Annotated in this window: 14 protein-coding genes; 11 read left to right on the top strand and 3 right to left on the bottom strand. The window is 39.3% G+C overall.

The features are described from left to right. Positions 1 to 51 precede the first annotated feature (51 nt). The 11 genes from rplQ to DMZ48_RS06680 all read left to right on the top strand — a co-directional run bounded on the left by rplQ (position 52) and on the right by DMZ48_RS06680 (position 12,203). Positions 52 to 555 carry a 50S ribosomal protein L17 gene (gene rplQ, locus DMZ48_RS06730; protein WP_143954367.1) on the top strand — a complete coding sequence of 168 codons (504 nt, stop codon included), beginning with the start codon at positions 52 to 54 and terminating at the stop codon, positions 553 to 555. Positions 556 to 649: 94 nt separating this feature from the next. Next, on the top strand, positions 650 to 1,771 hold the full coding sequence (gene carA, locus DMZ48_RS06725; RefSeq protein ID WP_143954366.1) for a glutamine-hydrolyzing carbamoyl-phosphate synthase small subunit: 1,122 nt from the start codon (positions 650 to 652) through the stop codon (positions 1,769 to 1,771). Beyond that, complete coding sequence (gene eno / locus DMZ48_RS06720) at positions 1,768 to 3,060, top strand: phosphopyruvate hydratase (protein WP_143954365.1); 1,293 nt, start codon at positions 1,768 to 1,770, stop codon at positions 3,058 to 3,060. Before carA ends, eno begins: the two co-directional genes overlap by 4 nt. A gap of 204 nt (positions 3,061 to 3,264) precedes the next feature. Beyond that, entirely contained in the window at positions 3,265 to 4,884 is a 1,620-nt protein-coding gene (locus DMZ48_RS06715) for a glycogen synthase (RefSeq protein WP_143954364.1), read from the top strand. Between the two features lie 124 nt (positions 4,885 to 5,008). Continuing rightward, positions 5,009 to 6,292 carry a citrate synthase gene (locus tag DMZ48_RS06710; RefSeq protein ID WP_143954363.1) on the top strand — a complete coding sequence of 428 codons (1,284 nt, stop codon included), beginning with the start codon at positions 5,009 to 5,011 and terminating at the stop codon, positions 6,290 to 6,292. Positions 6,293 to 6,377: 85 nt separating this feature from the next. Beyond that, positions 6,378 to 7,292: a dimethylarginine dimethylaminohydrolase family protein gene (locus tag DMZ48_RS06705; RefSeq protein ID WP_143954362.1), complete on the top strand. Its 915-nt coding sequence runs from the start codon at positions 6,378 to 6,380 to the stop codon at positions 7,290 to 7,292. A 41-nt stretch (positions 7,293 to 7,333) separates the two neighbouring features. Further along, complete coding sequence (gene ctlX, locus DMZ48_RS06700) at positions 7,334 to 8,266, top strand: citrulline utilization hydrolase CtlX (protein WP_143954361.1); 933 nt, start codon at positions 7,334 to 7,336, stop codon at positions 8,264 to 8,266. Positions 8,267 to 8,373: 107 nt separating this feature from the next. Then, positions 8,374 to 8,805, top strand: coding sequence for an RrF2 family transcriptional regulator (locus DMZ48_RS06695; protein WP_143954360.1), 432 nt, complete (start codon positions 8,374 to 8,376; stop codon positions 8,803 to 8,805). A 55-nt stretch (positions 8,806 to 8,860) separates the two neighbouring features. Then, positions 8,861 to 9,475 carry a phosphoadenosine phosphosulfate reductase domain-containing protein gene (locus tag DMZ48_RS06690; protein WP_143954359.1) on the top strand — a complete coding sequence of 205 codons (615 nt, stop codon included), beginning with the start codon at positions 8,861 to 8,863 and terminating at the stop codon, positions 9,473 to 9,475. Positions 9,476 to 9,789: 314 nt separating this feature from the next. Next, positions 9,790 to 11,241 (top strand): MBOAT family O-acyltransferase, encoded by a 1,452-nt coding sequence (locus DMZ48_RS06685; protein ID WP_143954358.1) that lies wholly within the window; start codon positions 9,790 to 9,792, stop codon positions 11,239 to 11,241. Next, a complete protein-coding gene (locus tag DMZ48_RS06680; RefSeq protein ID WP_143954357.1) occupies positions 11,238 to 12,203 on the top strand; it encodes a hypothetical protein in 966 nt (321 codons plus the stop codon). Before DMZ48_RS06685 ends, DMZ48_RS06680 begins: the two co-directional genes overlap by 4 nt. Here the strand turns inward: DMZ48_RS06680 and DMZ48_RS06675 are convergent. The 3 genes from DMZ48_RS06675 to DMZ48_RS06665 all read right to left on the bottom strand — a co-directional run bounded on the left by DMZ48_RS06675 (position 12,187) and on the right by DMZ48_RS06665 (position 18,057). Continuing rightward, positions 12,187 to 16,038 (bottom strand): glycosyltransferase, encoded by a 3,852-nt coding sequence (locus tag DMZ48_RS06675; RefSeq protein ID WP_143954356.1) that lies wholly within the window; start codon positions 16,036 to 16,038, stop codon positions 12,187 to 12,189. The genes DMZ48_RS06680 and DMZ48_RS06675 overlap by 17 nt on opposite strands. Beyond that, the gene (locus tag DMZ48_RS06670; RefSeq protein ID WP_143954355.1) at positions 16,025 to 17,362 is read right to left on the bottom strand and encodes a cellulase family glycosylhydrolase; all 1,338 of its coding nucleotides are present in this window, start codon (positions 17,360 to 17,362) and stop codon (positions 16,025 to 16,027) included. The genes DMZ48_RS06675 and DMZ48_RS06670 overlap by 14 nt, the downstream gene beginning before the upstream one ends. Before the next feature lie 260 nt (positions 17,363 to 17,622). Beyond that, on the bottom strand, positions 17,623 to 18,057 hold the full coding sequence (locus DMZ48_RS06665) for a hypothetical protein (RefSeq protein ID WP_143954354.1): 435 nt from the start codon (positions 18,055 to 18,057) through the stop codon (positions 17,623 to 17,625). Positions 18,058 to 18,074 lie beyond the last annotated feature (17 nt).

Below are 18,074 nucleotides of genomic sequence, written 5' to 3'. Positions count from 1 at the left end.
AGTCGGATCCGAATTGACGGTTTTTACGAAAGGGATTAATTACAGAATAAAATGAGACACGGAAAAAAAATTAACCATTTAGGGAGAAAGACAGCTCACAGAAAGGCGATGCTTGCTAATATGGCTTGTTCCTTAATCGAACATAAGCGTATCAATACGACTCTTGCCAAAGCAAAAGCACTTAAGCAATTTGTGGAGCCACTGGTAACTAAATCTAAAGAAGACAATACACACAACAGAAGAGTTGTTTTCAGCCGTCTTAGAGATAAGGATGCTGTAAGTGAATTGTTCAGAGATGTTGCAGTAAAAGTTGGTGACAGACCAGGAGGATATACCAGAATAATTAAGCTTGGTAACCGTTTGGGAGATAACGCTGAAATGGCACTTATCGAACTTGTAGATTACAATGAGATCTACAATTCTGATAAACCTGCTAAGAAGAAGTCTACCAGACGAAGCAGAAGTAAAAAAGCCGAAACTGTAGTTGAAGCAGAAGCTACTCCTAAAGCAGAAGCTGCAGCAGAAGGTGATAACAAAGAAACATCACAGGAATAGTGAATAGTATTTTTGTAACATATCAAAAAGGATAAACGCTTTAGTTTATCCTTTTTTTTTGTGTTATTTTTGTAAAACTTTAAGCAATAATCGAATGAAGTATAAAGCAAAGAAAAAAGCATTGATTTTACTGGCTGACGGTACGATTTTTTATGGAAAAGCCGTTGGTGAAAAAGAGGGGAGTGCTTTTGGTGAAGTTTGTTTCAATACCGGGATGACCGGATATCAGGAAATCTTTACCGATCCTTCCTATTACGGACAATTAATGGTTACCACGAATGCACATATCGGTAACTATGGTGTGAAAGATGGCGAGGAAGAATCAGATTCGGTTAAAATAGCCGGGCTTATTTGCAAAAACTTTAGCTATACACCTTCAAGAGTTGGCTCTACTGAATCTCTTGAGGAGTATTTGGATAAGAATAACCTGTTTGCGATCTCTGATGTGGATACCCGCGCATTGGTTAGTTATATCCGTGATAATGGTGCTATGAATGCCGTTATCTCCACAGAAGTCGATAACGTCGATGAATTGATGGAACAGCTTAAGGAAACTCCGGATATGGTGGGGCTTGAACTCGCTTCCAAAGTTTCTACTAAAGAGCCATATTTCTTCGGAGATGAGGACGCTCCTATCAAAGTAGCCGCCCTCGATCTCGGTATCAAAAAGAACATTTTAAGAAACCTCGCTAAGAGAGGTTGCTATATTAAGGTATTTCCATACAATGCAACTTTTAAGGATCTCGAAGAATTCCAGCCTGATGGATATTTCCTTTCAAATGGTCCCGGTGACCCGGAACCGCTCGAATGTGCGATAGATCTCGCCAAAGAGATCATCGAGAAGAACCTTCCGGTTTTCGGAATCTGTCTCGGACATCAGATCATCGCATTGTCACAGGGAGTTGCCACCTTTAAGATGTATAACGGTCACCGTGGAATCAACCACCCCGTTATCAATCACCTTACCGGAAACGGTGAGATTACTTCACAAAATCACGGTTTTGCAATCAGCAGAGAAGAAACTGAAGCCAATGAAGACCTTGAAATTACCCATTCACACTTAAATGATAATACGGTGATGGGTATCCGATTGAAAAGCAAGAATTGTTTCTCCGTACAGTATCACCCGGAAGCCGGCCCTGGTCCGAATGATGCTACCTATTTATTCGATCAGTTTATTGAAAATATTAAAAAACAAAAATTAGAATTAGCATGAGTATTATCGTAAGCGTGCATGCACGACAAATTCTGGATTCCCGAGGGAACCCAACCGTAGAAGTGGATGTAGTAACTGAAAACGGAATTTTAGGAAGAGCTGCAGTTCCATCAGGGGCTTCAACAGGAGAACATGAAGCGGTGGAACTTCGTGATGGAGGAAAGGCATTTATGGGGAAAGGAGTAACACAGGCCGTGAATAATGTGAACTCTGTTATCGCTGAGGAAATTATAGGGGCTTCTGTGTTTGAACAGAACCTGATCGACCAAACTATGATCGACCTTGACGGTACACCTAACAAATCTAAACTTGGAGCAAACGCAATTTTAGGAGTTTCTCTGGCCGTTGCTAAAGCTGCAGCAGGAGAATTGGGAATGCCACTTTACCGGTATGTAGGTGGAGTTAGTGCTAATACCCTTCCGGTACCTATGATGAATATCATCAACGGAGGATCGCATTCTGATGCACCTATCGCATTCCAGGAGTTTATGGTGATGCCGGTAAAAGCTAAAAATTTTACTGAAGCTATGCAGATGGGTACTGAGATCTTCCATAACCTTAAGAAAGTTCTTCATGATCGTGGGTTAAGCACAGCGGTTGGAGACGAAGGTGGATTTGCGCCTACTCTTGATGGTACAGAAGATGCTATTGAAACTATCGCAAAGGCTGTAGAGAAAGCAGGTTATAAGTTCGGAGAGGATATTAAGATCGCTCTTGACTGTGCTTCTGCTGAATTCTATGTAGACGGTAAATACGATTATACCAAATTTGAAGGAGATAAAGGTGCTGTGCGTACTTCAGAAGAGCAAGCTTCTTATATCGCTGAACTTTGTGCGAAATATCCAATTGTATCCGTAGAAGATGGAATGGATGAGAATGACTGGGATGGTTGGAAAATACTAAGTGAAAAAATCGGAGATAAAGTACAGCTTGTTGGAGATGATCTTTTTGTTACCAACGTAGAGCGTCTTTCTAAAGGTATCGAGAATGGAATTGCTAATTCGATCCTTATTAAAGTTAATCAGATCGGTACGCTTACAGAAACTATCGCAGCCGTGAATATGGCTAAAAATGCCGGATATACTTCAGTGATGTCTCACCGTTCCGGTGAAACAGAAGACAACACGATCGCTGACCTTGCCGTGGCTCTTAACACCGGGCAGATCAAGACCGGATCAGCTTCAAGAAGTGACCGTATGGCAAAATATAACCAATTACTCAGAATCGAAGAGGAATTGGGAGCTGTTGCTTATTATCCTCAGGAAAAAGCTTTCAAAGTGAAATTCTGAGTTAAGAATAAACATTAAATATTCTGCGGACTATCCTTATAGGGTAGTCCGTTTTTTTTGTAAGAAAAATTATCTTTGATGTAGGTCCGGTTTCCACTGGTCGAATTAACATTCATTTAATAGTGAGGTTTTTTTTAAAATGATTTTAAATTACTAACTTTTATACAGTTAAAAATTCCTCTATAACCTTCAAAATCCGGACTATTGAAAACTAATTTCTTATTTGTTTCAGCAGAAAATGATGGCATTCCAAATTGTAAAGCAGGCGGAATGGGAGATGTGGTAAGAGATATACCCAGGCATATCGCTGCCCAGGGAGATCTTGTTCACGTGATCACACCTGCCTATGGACGTTTACATAAAATGGGAAATCTAATATCCAAACTGAACTTTGTTTACAGAGGTATGGAGCAGGAAGCAGCCATTTATGAAGTTCCGGGTAAAAAGCATTTTGAGGGATTGCGACATTTCGTAATCGATCATCAGGATATTCGTTCCGGGGATATTGCACATATTTATTTTAATGATCCCGAACAACCATTTTTTCAGGATGCCTGTACCTTTTCTCTTTTTTGTATGGCAGTAGCTGAAGCAGTTAAGCAAAATTGTTTTGGAAAGCTTGATATTGTGCATCTTCACGACTGGCACACCAGTCTGTTTTTATATTTGCGTGAATATCATCCTGCATATTCGGGTTTGAAAGAACTTAGGGTCGTGTATTCAATACATAATTTAGCGATACAGGGAATAAGACCGCTGGAAAACAATTATTCTTCCATCAAAGCATTCTATCCTGAACTTGAAAATGATTTTGAAAGGGTTAAGGATCCAAGGTATACCGATTGCATCAATCTTATGGCAGTGGGGATTCGATTCGCGGATGCTGTACATACAGTGTCTCCGTCTTATATGGAAGATGTGCAATTACCCAGTGATCCTCCAACCTTTATCGGTGGAGAAGGCCTTGAGGGTGATCTTAAACAAGCGGCACAGGAACATCGTCTTTTCGGTATACTAAACGGATGTAACTATAAGAACATACGTGTAGCAAAACGCAAACAATTATATAAACATAGTCTGCATGCCATTTTCGCATGGCTGCAGGAGCATAACAAGAAGTATAAGGCAGATTTTCTTGCACATACCGGTAATAAGATTTCTAATCTTATGGAGCAGGGGCCTGCGTTCACCTGTTGTAGTGTGGCACGGTTAACAGAGCAAAAGTTCTTTTTCTTTATGGAAGATCCGGGGATTATGAGAGCAATGCTTGAAAAACTGAAGCAGGTCAACGGTGTCTATATCGTTCTGGGAACAGGTGCTCCGGAGTATGAAGAGCTTTTCAGGGAGATTAGCTATGAATACGAGAATTTCATCTTTATAAACGGACAATCGGAAGATATCATTGATTCGCTATATCTGGAATCAAATCTTTACATTATGCCGAGTCTCTTTGAACCATGTGGAATAAGTCAGATGCTTGCCATGAGAAATGGTCAGCCTTGTTTTGTGCATAATACAGGAGGCTTAAAGGATACGGTAAAACATTTAAAGACCGGCTTTTGCTTTGATGGTCAGAACTTTGAAGAGAAAAAAAACAACCTTGTAGAAGTGTTTTCTAATGCTGTGGATCTCTTCTTTGAAGAAAAAGAGATCTGGAAGCATATTGTGCAAACCTGTAAAAAGCAGAGATTTAGCTGGGAAGATTCAGTGGAGAAATATTATTCACAACTTTATCTTAGAAAACCCGAACCGCCAAAGGAAGTTAGAATACATAATAAACGCCCCGTTAAATCCAAAATACAAAAGGAGAACGTTAACCTTTAGTTTATTTGATTTTTAACAAAATACCAACGCTTTGATTCCCAAAAACAGGGGTCAACAGGCGAGTTTTAATAGTTATTTTCGTAATTTCGCAACACTCGTAAAAAATCAAAAAAACTATAAACACATGTCAGAAAAGGCAACTTTAGAATATAAGGGTAAAAAATATGAATTTCCTGTTGTGGAAGGCACTGAAAATGAGCTGGCTATAGATATTAAGAGTCTGAGAGCCGAGACAGGGATGATTACTTTAGATCCCGGTTATAAAAATACAGGTTCATGTGAAAGTGCCATTACTTACCTTGACGGTGAAGAGGGAATTTTAAGATATCGCGGATATTCTATCGAAGACCTTGCTGAAAAGGCAGATTTCCTGGAAGTCGCATACCTACTGATTTTCGGAGAACTTCCTAACAAACAACAGCTCGATAAATTTCATCACGATATCAAGCTCAATTCTGAGGTTGATGAGGATGTTAAGAAAATCGTCGATAGTTTTCCGAGAACTGCTCACCCGATGGGAGTACTCTCATCACTTACCAGTGCCCTTACCGCTTTTAACCCTTCCTCAGTAGATATTAACTCAGAACAGGACATGTATAATGCGATCGTTAAGATCATGGGTAAATTCCCTGTTCTCGCTGCATGGACTCTGAGAAAAATGAATGCTAAACCTTATGATTACGGTGATTCTTCACTTGGATATGTGGAGAATATGCTGTACATGATGTTCAAAAAGCCGAATGAACAATATAAAATGAATCCTGTTGTGGTCAATGCTTTGGATAAGTTGCTTATCCTTCATGCGGATCATGAGCAGAACTGTTCTACTTCGACCGTTCGTATTGTAGGTTCTTCACATGCTGGTCTTTTTGCTTCCCTGTCTGCGGGTGTTTCCGCATTATGGGGGCCACTACATGGCGGCGCAAACCAGGCAGTTATCGAAATGCTTGAAGGAATTAAGAATGATGGTGGTGATACTGAAAAGTATATGGCCAAAGCGAAAGATAAAGATGATCCATTCCGATTGATGGGCTTCGGACACAGAGTTTATAAAAACTTTGATCCACGCGCCAGAATTATTAAGAAAGCTGCAGATGAAGTACTTGGTGATCTTGGTGTTGAAGATCCGGTGCTCAATATTGCAAAGGGACTTGAAAAGCAGGCATTGGAAGATCCGTATTTCGTAGATAGAAAACTATATCCGAATGTTGATTTCTATTCTGGTATAATCTATAGATCCCTTGGGATTCCAACACAAATGTTTACAGTGATGTTCGCTCTGGGAAGACTTCCCGGGTGGATCGCTCAATGGAGAGAAATGCGTCTTAAGAAAGAACCTATCGGTAGACCAAGACAGGTTTATGTAGGTGAAAATTCAAGACCTTTCGTAGATATCGATAAAAGATAGTCTTACTTGTTAAATATATATAAAGAGCGGGATGTTTGCTAAAAGGAATATCCCGCTTTTTCTATATTTGCTCAAATCTTGATATATGCTCAAGTTAAATGTTAATGACGAGACTTCACGCCTCAGGGCTGTTGTATTAGGGACTGCCCAGAGCAATGGACCAACACCCGGATTTGAAGAGGCTTATGATCCTAAATCCCGAGAACATATATTAGCAGGTACGTATCCGGTAGAAAAAGATATGATTCCTGAGATGGAAGCTTTCAGAGCAGTTCTCGAACGTTATGATGTGAAGGTATTTCGACCAGAGATCATCGAAAATTGTAATCAGATCTTTTCAAGGGATATTGCGATGGTAATTGAAGATAAGATCATCAAGTCAAATATTCTTCCCGATCGTGAGGCCGAACTCGAGGCAATCAGTTATATATTCGAGGAGATCGAACCTAACAAAATCATTACACCTCCGGCCGCAGTTCATATCGAAGGTGGAGATGTAATGCTTCATGATGGTCATATTTTTATAGGCACTTATTCGGGTTCTGATTATCCGAAGTTTATCACAGCCAGAACGAATGTAAGCGCCGTAGATTTTATTCGGGATCTGTTTCCGCATAGGACCGTAAAGAGTTTCGATCTCATTAAGTCCAATACCATCGCAAGAGATAATGCCCTGCATCTTGATTGTTGTTTTCAACCGGTCGGAAAGAATATGGCGATCGTTTACAGGGATGGGTTCATTCATGAGTCAGAATATCTTTATCTGGAGGAACTGTTTGGTAAGGATAACTTATTTCAGATTACCCGGAATGAAATGTACGACATGTTCAGTAATGTGTTTTCCATTTCGACCGAAGTGGTGGTTTCTGAAAAGAATTTTACCCGATTGAACAATTGGTTACGGGAAAGAGGAATGATGGTAGAAGAGATTCCTTATGCGGAGATCGCTAAGCAGGAAGGGTTATTGCGTTGTTCAACAATGCCTTTGATCAGAGATTGATCATTAAAAAATATTAATTTTGTCGAATAGGATTTTCAGTAATGAAACAGAATACAGATACCTTATTAATGATTCGTCCGGTAGGTTTCCGAATGAATGAGCAAACCGCAGTCAATAATTATTTCCAGGAGTCGGGTAACGAATTGCAGGCAACCGTGAATGCGCGGGCGCAGGCTGAATTTGACAATTTCGTTTCACTGCTACGTGATAATGGAGTTGCTGTGATTGTTGCTGATGACACTAAAGAACAGGATACGCCGGATTCCGTATTTCCGAATAACTGGATTAGTTTTCATGAAAACGGTAATGCCGTTGTTTATCCAATGTTTGCAGAAAACAGGAGACTGGAGCGGAGGGAGGATGTGTTAGAATTGATAGAGGAGAATGGATTCGTTATTCAGGATGTCTATGATTATACCGAGGCAGAAGATGAAGGGATCTTTCTGGAAGGTACTGGAAGTATCATTCTTGACAGGGTAAACCGCAAAGCCTATTGTGCGCTGTCTGAACGTGCTGATGAAGATCTTTTTATTGAATTTTGTGAAGATCTTGAGTATTTTCCGGTAATCTTTAATGCGCTTCAAACGGTTGATGGAGCACGTAAGCCTATTTATCATACTAATGTTATGATGAATGTCGGTGAATCATTTGCAGTGGTTTGCCTGGATAGTATCGATGATAAAAAGGAGAAAAAAAACCTTGTTCAGCATCTGAAAATGGATGGTAAGGAGATCATCTCAATTACCGAGGAGCAAATGCATCGCTTTGCCGGTAATATGCTGGAGATTCAAAACAAAGCAAATCAAAAGTTACTGGTGATGAGTGAGGCTGCTTTTCGGTCTCTGAATTCTGATCAGATCAGTAAAATTGAAAATTATGCCCGTATTCTTTATACGCCACTGCCTACTATAGAAAAGTACGGAGGTGGTAGTGCCCGATGTATGATGGCAGAGATCTTTTTGCCAAAGAAATAAGGATTTAGGCCACTCCGTTATGCATATCGCTGAAAATGAGCCAAAAATTGGTTTCGTTGAATAATTTGATTATGTTTATTCCGAACTAAAATTAATTGTAACAATTCATGCTTTCCAAAAAGACCAAATACGGATTAAAAGCTCTTACTTATATAGCCAGGAAGAAATCAAAGGCTCCGGTGCTGATCTCAGAGATTTCTGAAAAAGAAAATATTTCAAAGAAGTTTCTTGAGATCATTTTGTTACAATTGAAGAATACTGGCTTCCTTGGTTCTAAAAAAGGAAAAGGAGGAGGTTATTATCTCATCCGTGAACCAGAGGATATCACTATTGCTTCCCTCATACGTATCCTGGAAGGACCTATAGCCATGCTTCCATGTGTAAGTCTCAACTTTTATGAAAAGTGTGATGATTGTCCTGATGAAATGGAATGTTCACTGAGTAAACTTATGATCGAAGTACGGGATAGTACACTTAAAGTCCTTGAGAATACTACACTTGCAGATCTAACTTCTGAAAAAAACAGCGAATTAATCTAGTAGATTACTAGAGTATTAGTATCTTTGCCCTATAAAACAAAATATAGGTGCAGATATGGATATTCGATCAATTAACAGCAAGCTCAGAACGGCATCTCCGGAAGAGGTCGTAGCATGGGCATTGGCACAGGCTAAGAATCCTGTTGTAACTACTAATTTCCGGCCCTATGAAGCGGCAATTCTGCATCTGGTCTCTGAGCAGTTATCTGATATTCCTGTGATCTGGTGTGATACAGGTTATAATACACCCAATACCTATAACCATGCCCGTAAGACCATCGATCAATTAAAGCTGAATGTTAAATTATTCGTGCCTCAGCAAACGGCTGCATATAGAGATTCCTTATTTCAGGGTATTCCGGGTATTGACGACCCAAACCATAAATTATTTACGGAACAGGTGAAACTCGAGCCATTCAGAAGGGCAATGTCAACCTATAAACCGGATCTATGGTTTACGAATTTAAGAAAGGGACAAACTGCTTTTCGTGATACACTCGATATCGTTTCTTCTGATGCTTCCGGAGTAATAAAGGTAAGTCCGTTCTTTTATGCTACAGATGAGGAACTCGATAACTACTTACTTTCAAATGAACTTGAAAATGAATTTAAGTATTTTGACCCGACTAAAGTGTTGGAAAACAGAGAGTGTGGGCTTCATTTAGGGTAAAAAGTATTTTTATGCAGGCAGTCATTGTGATTTGCTGGATGAAAAAATACAATTTAACATGTTTATTTTCAATTTTTCCGGGGTCAGTAATCAGTGAATGATTCTTATGTGCTTGGAGGCTTAATTTAAATCGGGAAAGTGTGGAAAAAGCAATTAATAATCAATGCCGTTATTCTGATTTTCTTTCTTTTTCGGAAAGATTATCCTACAAAGGGTGCGATGTCGTACGACAATATTTTTAGCATTTAAACCTGATAAGGTGTTGATTTTGTTTTATTCTGTTAAATTTGAGTAGACCTCAATCGTTGCTCGGAATGTTATTTAATTCATTTGAGTTTTTATTCTTTTTCCCTTTAGTGGCTCTTGCATACTTCATTATGCCACATAAGTACAGATGGCTATGGTTATTGCTGTGTAGCTATTATTTTTATATGGCGATGCAACCGAGTCTGATCATTTTACTCATGGCATCGACCTGTCTTGATTATTTCTGTGGGTTGAAGATGCATGAGCATACCGATAACAAGATTCGGAAACGATATCTTTGGATGAGTATCGTCGGGAATTTGGGAATGTTATTCTTTTTTAAGTATTTTATTTTCTTTACCGAAAGTTCAAAGTCATTACTGCACTTTTTTGGTATCGAATTGTTTGGCGAAGGTGGCGATCACGTTTATGTTTTCAATAAGATCCTGTTGCCGATCGGTATTAGTTTCTATACTTTTCAGACCCTTAGCTATAGTATTGATGTATACAGGCGTCAGGTAGAACCCTTGAGACATTTTGGGAAGTATGCACTTTATGTTGCTTTCTTTCCGCAGTTGGTCGCCGGGCCTATTGAAAGGGCAAACAGGTTAATTCCGCAGTTTGAAAAAAGGATGACCCTTGACCTTCAGCGTATTCGAAGAGGTATTGTTCTCATGGCCTGGGGCTTTTTCCTGAAACTGGTTGTAGCTGACCGGGTCGGAGTCTATGTAGATGAAGTATTTTTGGATCCTTCAGTTCATAGAGGGTTACCTTTGCTAATCGGTAGTATATTCTTTGCGTTTCAGATATATTTTGATTTTTCAGCTTATTGTACGATCGCGATCGGTGCGGCACTGGTACTCGGATTTGATCTGATGCAGAACTTTAACCGGCCTTTCTTCGTTAGAAGTTTTGGGGAATTTTGGAGAAAATGGCATATATCACTGATGCAATGGTTTCGTGATTATCTGTACAGGCCATTGGTGCGTAAGCTTAATTTTTCCAGAGGACTTGCCATGATGTTTGTATTTTTCTTTAATGGTCTCTGGCATGGTGCTAACTGGACTTTTATTGTTTGGGGAATCATTTGTGGATTGTTCTTCCTTATTGAAATGGTCACCTGGAAATTTCGATTTAAGGTCTTCAAGGTCTTACGAATACCTGTGGAATCCAGAGGGTTTAAGGTGCTTTGTAATGCAGTGGTGTTTTTAGGACTTTCCTTTTCCCTTATTTTCTTTAGGTCTCCTACAGTGTTGCATGCGTTATTATATATCAGGAATATGTTTAGTCTTGACTCTACCTTTATAAATGTGGTACATGACAGAACTGAACTTGTTCTTTCATTTATGCTTATCATTTTGGTTCAGGTAATTCATTTTTATAAAGGTAATTCGAAAGTTTATGAATTACTGGAGATCAAATCTCCGGCTATACGATGGAGTATCTATATCTCCTTTGTGGTTATCATGGTTTTATTCAGTGTAAATCGTCAAAATAACTTTATTTATTTCCAGTTTTGAAAAGAAAGGTGCTCATATTTCTTTTAAAGGTCGCATTTTTAGCGATACTGCTTATCGGTGTATATCTTTTATCTGCATTAAAGCTTACCAAGAGCTTTGTGAGTGATGATTATTCTAAGTTCACACATAAGGCTGGCAGTATGATTCTTGGTCTCTCCAGGGCTCATTATGCGATGGACCCACAAACGCTGGAAGATAATCTCAAATCTGTGGACTATGCTAAGCCCTTTCTGAATTTTGCATTTGAAAAATCTCAATCCCCCTATGGAGAAGTGTATCTTGAGGCGGTTAAAAAAAAGATAGCGGATTCTGTGACGAATGGAATTTTTATACTTTCGGTTACGCCGGGAAGTTTTTCGGTTTCCAACAGATTGGTAAACGATGAAGATATTCTGGAATTTGATCGTCAAATGATGATTGGGAAAGTTAAAGATCTCAATGAGGATCCTAATCTTGAATACGTCAGAAAGTGTTTTGGCAGGGCGTTATACAAAGGTATATTTCCGCATGAACACCGCTTAACCTCAGTGTTCCATTCCAATGGGTGGGAAGAGTTCAAACTTGAGGGGGGTGGATATACCATTACTCAGGAGGATATTAAATTTTGGCAAAAGGAAACGGTTGAAGGATATACAAAACTAGCAGCTTACATTCCGGAATATAAATCTTCCTATCGAATGGAATGGTTTAAAAAAACTGTTGCTTATTTAAAAACACGGGGTAGGGTCTATATACTGCGCATTCCAATGCATCCTGGAATTCTTGCTCTTGAGGATGGGGTGTGGCCTGAACTGGATACACAGATGGAAGCGATTTCTTCTGAGATGAATGTCCCGTATTTAAATTATGCACGTACCGGTGAAACCTATCAAACCTATGACGGGTCTCATCTTTATTCTCAAAGTGCAAAAAAGCTCTGTACTGAAATTGCCAGAACTATTTCCTCTAATATTCTACAATAGCAGATGTATCTTCAGAATTTTCTGAATCGGAAACTTTGGAGTTCAGTATATCTTCCGTAATGGAAACCTGGTCATCTTTGGTGTATTTAAGTACCAGACGATAGTTTTCGTAATCCTGAGGAATTTTCAGATCTAACTTTTTACCGTGTCCTATAATTTTAAGCGCTAAAGGATTTCCAAAATTATCACACTTGACAAGATTCCATTCGAGTTGTGCTTCTGGAATACGATCGGTATAGGACCATCTTTTCTCATTTTCCTCCTGAATCAATGCGTAATATTCATAGGAGTGTCCAGGATAGAGTAGTGCAGCCGGCTTTAAGATCTTTACTTTTTTCAGCGGTTCAGAAGTGCTGTTTAAATTCAGATAATTATCAATGCTAAAATATTCGTTTTTAAAGTGTCCCTGATGATCAACGATGCCATCGAATGTTACCAGATTACTTTCATGCTGGTCTTGCCAGTTACGAATGATAAAGCTTTGTTTACGATATTTTAAACCTTTTATGTCGGTAAGTAATTGTGGTTCTACATCACCTACCATATAACAAATACCGCGGTTGTTCAGGTACGCCAGATATTCATCCAGGTAAGTCTTTTCTCTGATCGTGATACCTGGAAGTCCGATGCCATTGACCTGTTCTAAGAGTAGTTTTGTATGTTTCAAAGCGAAACGGTTCACTTCAATATCGATAATGACCGGTCTGCTACCATCTATCGCATTGATCTGGTACACCAGGTCATTGAGCCATTTTAAATAAGCTGATTTCGCTTCTTCAGATTTTGGCGACTTGTAGTAGGATTCCATTTTAGTTAGGATATCGTTACCAAGATTCCATGCGATAATGTTCTTTTCATTACGAAGTCGTTTTACCTGAGCAAGCAGATCTTTGGTGTAATTTTCATCCGGATGAAAACCATCTCCGATCTCATCCGGGATCCACAGCCCATAAATGAGCTTCATATTATGAAATTCAGCTGCATTGAACATATTGTAATTATAGACATTACTTCCATAGTATTTAATGGTGTTCAGGCCTAAATCTTTCATTTTACCGATATCCGACATTACCGTTCTCCTGTCCATTACCTGATAGTTCTTATACCAGTTTTGACCCTTTTTATAGCTGATACCAATTATATTCTTATTCAGGGATCTATTTAAAGAAGTGATAGCGGACTGAGATATATTTTGGTCTATAGGTAGCAGGCTTACTCCGTATTGTGTTTCCTCCTGGGTCCACAGTTCCTCTCTGAGATCTTTGGTGTTCGCAATACTCCAGTCTAATCTATTTAACTGAAGTTCGGTTTCCGGTATATTATAATCGATCTTGCTGTCAAAGAAAACAATACCTTTAACTTCAGGGAAATCATTGTAAATATCGCGAAGAGCATTCTGTAGCCATTCCTTTTGATTTGTTTCTATTTTAAGACTTCCGAATTCTGCGAAGATTACGGGTTTTTTAATAGATGCTGCGATCATTGCATTTCGGAGTGGGAGATAAAGTTCTGTTAGGCTATACGATTTTCCGTCGGGGTTGAGTATTCCATAGTTCAAGGCTGTGAAGGCTACATAGTCTACATAGTTATCACCAGGGTAATAGTTATTGATTGCTTTGGGCTTCCATGGACTCCAGATCCATTTTACGTTATGAGCACCATGGTCCCGGAAGAAATCGACCAGGTATTTCCAGGCTTCTTTAAAGGCAGCAGGTGTATTATCACCTGTGGTACTCCATGGATAGGAGGGATTATCGAATTCATGGGCAAAACGTATGTAAACCGGTTCCCTGAAAGTCTTGATTCGTTCACAGAAATCAAGGAGATATTGGTCAAAAACTCCTTTGCTTATATGACTAAAAATTTCTTTTTCGTCTTCCAGTGATGGATATTCTCCTGAATATTTGAAGGTACTGGCCCATGGTTCCCAGGTGATCATCGGGATGACATCTTCCTTTTTGCTGATTTCCAGAATGCGGCCGAGATTTTGTTCATTACCATCTCCCCAGGGTAAGTAATGTGAAATTATATCGAATCTAGTGCTGATATTTAATTCAGCTTTGCGAATGTCTTTTGGGTTGCTGATACCGTTAGATTTGTCGGGTATGTATATTCCCAGCATTTTATCGGGTAAGCTCGGTAGTTCCGGATAGGATTTAACTCCTTCCCATTTCAGGTAATTATCGTAATAAACAAGTCCGAAGGAGGTGAGAAAACTCATGATGAGAACCAGAAAAGCTACCTTTCTTACCTTGCGATATACATCGTGTCTGAATTCCCACAGGATATGTTTGAACATATAGTTTACCTTGAAGATTTTCCTTTTGATGTTGTGTTCTATCTTGTCACGGTCCTGATAGACATGGCTGCCCAGATAGATGCTAAATAGCATAAAGCAGGTGTTGAGGAATGCAAATCCTGACATGAAGATACTGAACGGTGAAAAATCCTTTAATAGTCCAATGATTATAGCGGAAACCGATAGCAGGGCTATGAAGATGTTAGGAGCCAGTAATTTCCAGCTTGTTTTATCATCTCCCGTCTTTGGTGTAGGGAGGTAGGGTACTTTTTTTCTGAAGATCGTATAGACTAAACCTAGGCAAAAAACCCACCAGGCACTGATCTGTAATAAACCTCCGACCACATGAAAACCGCGCTCATTTTCTTCCATGACCCATCGTTGAACAAAAGTTCGGATCAGCATTAAACTGGCGATGAATGGAAAAGTAATGAGTCCGAAGAAAACGATATTGCCTTTCCAGGGTGTTGTTGAAGTCAATAATGCTATGACCGGTAGCAGGAAATTGATGATATATATGATTCCGATGAGATAATGCAGTGGAATGGTTCCGTAATGAATCTTTTGTCTCCAGGTGAAGTGTCTGAAGAGTTTTGGGTACACCGAAACAAGTAACTCAAGGGTTCCTCTGGACCATTTTAATTGTTGCTTGAAATAGGCTGTAAGTGAAGCAGGAACAAGTCCGCGAGCCAGAACTTTAGGAACGTATACCGATTTCCATCCTTTGGCATGCAACTGCATGGCAGTGTGCATATCTTCCGATAAACCTGGAGCATGTCCTCCAATGGAATCCAAAGCGGCTCTTCGGAAAGTGCAATTAGCGCCGATTGCGTTCACAGTGCCGTAGCTGTTCATGGTCATCATCATCGGTCCGTAGAACTGAAAAGTTTGCTGGGCGGCACCTTTGGCTACATAAGATTCATCCAGATTTTTATAAGCCTGAACCACCTGAACATACCCTATCTTTTCATCCTGAAAATAAGGGATTATTGGATCCAGAAAATCAGGTTGAGGTACATGATCCGGATCCAGAATCACACAGATCTCTCCGGTAGCGATCTTTTGAAGTGCATTATTAATATTACCGGCTTTAGCATCGATCCTGTTATCACGACTAATATGTTTGATGCCATGTAATCGGCAAAAATCTTTTAGATAAGGGTCGTTTGCTTCATCGCAAAGGATGGTAGTGTGCGGGTATGAGACATTCTTTATAGCGATCAGTGTTTCCTCGATCATTTCATAAGGCTCCCCCGGGAAATAGGTGGTGAGAAAGTCAACAGTAAAGTTTTTTTCAAGAGTTTTTTCTTCGGGAATTGAAATGCTCCAGTAGTGATACCATTCATATAGAATTCTCAGTGAGGTATATCCCAATGCGATGCAGAGTAATATGTATAAAAATGTATTATCTATATATTTCGGGTTAAAGAACCAATAACCAAAATTGATTAAGCTCAGTACGCCCAGAAAGATCATGATCCTAAGGACAATGATCTCCTTTTTGGTTGGTTTTATAACGCCTTTAATTTTTTGCATTGGGCTGGTTGATTACATAAAATGGTAGATTTGCGGTAGCAAAGGTTCCGTTGTTATCATCGATATAGACGAATAAGCGATAGGGACCTTCCTCATCAGGAGTAATGAATTTTATAAGGTGATCATTTTTATCTACTATAAGATGGTTAAAATTTGCGGGTCGGTCTTCTCTGTCCTTGTCAGCTTTTAATGTATTCCAGACTTCCGGTAGTATTTCCCAGCTTACCTGAATATTGCTACAATCATCTGCACTGAAGTATACGTCTGCAATATTGATGTCATTGTTAAAAAGCAACTGACTTTCCTGAGCTCCTCGTTGATTAAGGAGGATATAGTCGATGCGAGGTGCCAGATTCGGAATACTGGAATCCATTTTAAAAATTCTTTCCAGTTCATAGACCATCTGTGTTTTTGAGCCCTGTTCAGAGAAAAGGCTGAACCAGGTATGGGTACGTTCTTGTTTGTTTCCCCAATAGAATGCAAGACTCCCAAGGCAGTTGTCTGAAAGATTATCGATATAGGTATGATAGCGTTCACTGAATCTTTCTGCCTTCTTTTCGCTTGTCGGTTCTAAAGGAGCTCCCCATCTTGTAAGATCTTCCGTCCAGGGTCCTTCATCACTCCATTCGCTTAAAAGGTAAGGGCCGTCCCAGAGTAATGATATCTTATTTACTTGCTTTTTAAGGGTGTTGATCCCGCCGAAGATATTGATGGATATAAGGTCCAGGTCCGTCTTGTAGTATAAGTTGAGGATATCTCTTTTCCCTGCCTGAGGAATTGTGGTAGTAACAGGATGATCAGGGTCGATCTTATGAATAACGTCGATCAATTCCGAATAAAATGGAACAAATCCTCCTCCGTCACCACTATGGGGAAAATTAATTTCATTGCCGAGTACCCACATTAATACAGCTTCGTTTCCCTTATACCTGTTTATCAACTTTTTCACCATATTGAGTGTCATTTTACGATGCTTTTCGGAAGCATAGTAATTTACAGATGCATTATAGGGAGGAATAGGAATATCGATGATCACTGAGATATTGTTGGCTTTTGCAGTGTTTAATGCAGCATTTAAGTTTAGTGTGTCATACAGTCTGATCGTATTGCCGCCTGCCGCTGCGAGTTCGGGAATATAACGGGCTTGTCCTGCTACTCCCTTAACCTTGAAAGGTTTGTTGTCTTTTATAATTTCAAACCCTGAATCCGACTTTCGGATATGCACCTTTCCTTCCCGGTTGGTATAATCCCTTTCATCACAGGAACTCAACAGAATCAGGATAAAGAGAAATCTCAAAGTGTATATCAGGATTTTTTGGGACATATAAATATGTTCGTAACCAATTGTTATCGTGCTGGTTTTGAAAAATTAAAAATATCCAAAAAATAGGTTATCCCCGGTGTAAATTCTCTGACATTATAAAAAAATAGATAAAATGCATTTTTTGGTCAAAACAGGGAGAAAACTTTCGAAATGGAGAAGTGTTTTTATGTGAAATTTAAGCTCAAAATCGAGAGGTAAATTGATTAAGCAGTAATCAGATCATTCCATATAGCTGAAATGTTCCCATTAGAATATAAAGGTTATTTCAGATCTCCAGAAGTCAAATAGCCCGATTGTCTTTCATTTTTGAGAGTGAGTAACTGACGCAGAAATTTATCGGATGCTTTACCCGGGGCTCTAAGACGAATAAAATGATGATCAATGTGGATACTGTAAGTTTCAGGTGCTGTTTTATACATCGCGAGTTTGTAATAAGGAATGACCAGTGCAAATGTATCCAGCAAGGATCTGAATCTGATCAATATTCCGTTCCTCCGTATTTCAACATTGCAACGGTTTCTGTTATTGTCAAGAATGAGTAGGTGGTAGATAGCTGTACTACATGCGTTTATGTCAAATGGGGGAGAGCCAGTACCGCCCATTTTCAGTCGTTCCATTAGGGAATATGATTTACCAACTTTTTCGTCTATGAGACGGTTGATATCTGGTTCATTATAGGAGACGTTTAAAATCATATTTCTTCTGTTAAATG

Source organism: Robertkochia solimangrovi, from assembly GCF_007279655.1.
GTDB classification, from domain to species: Bacteria; Bacteroidota; Bacteroidia; order Flavobacteriales; family Flavobacteriaceae; genus Robertkochia; species Robertkochia solimangrovi.
Note: the sequence above shows the minus strand (reverse complement) of the source record. Positions and strands in the feature narration are given on the sequence as shown.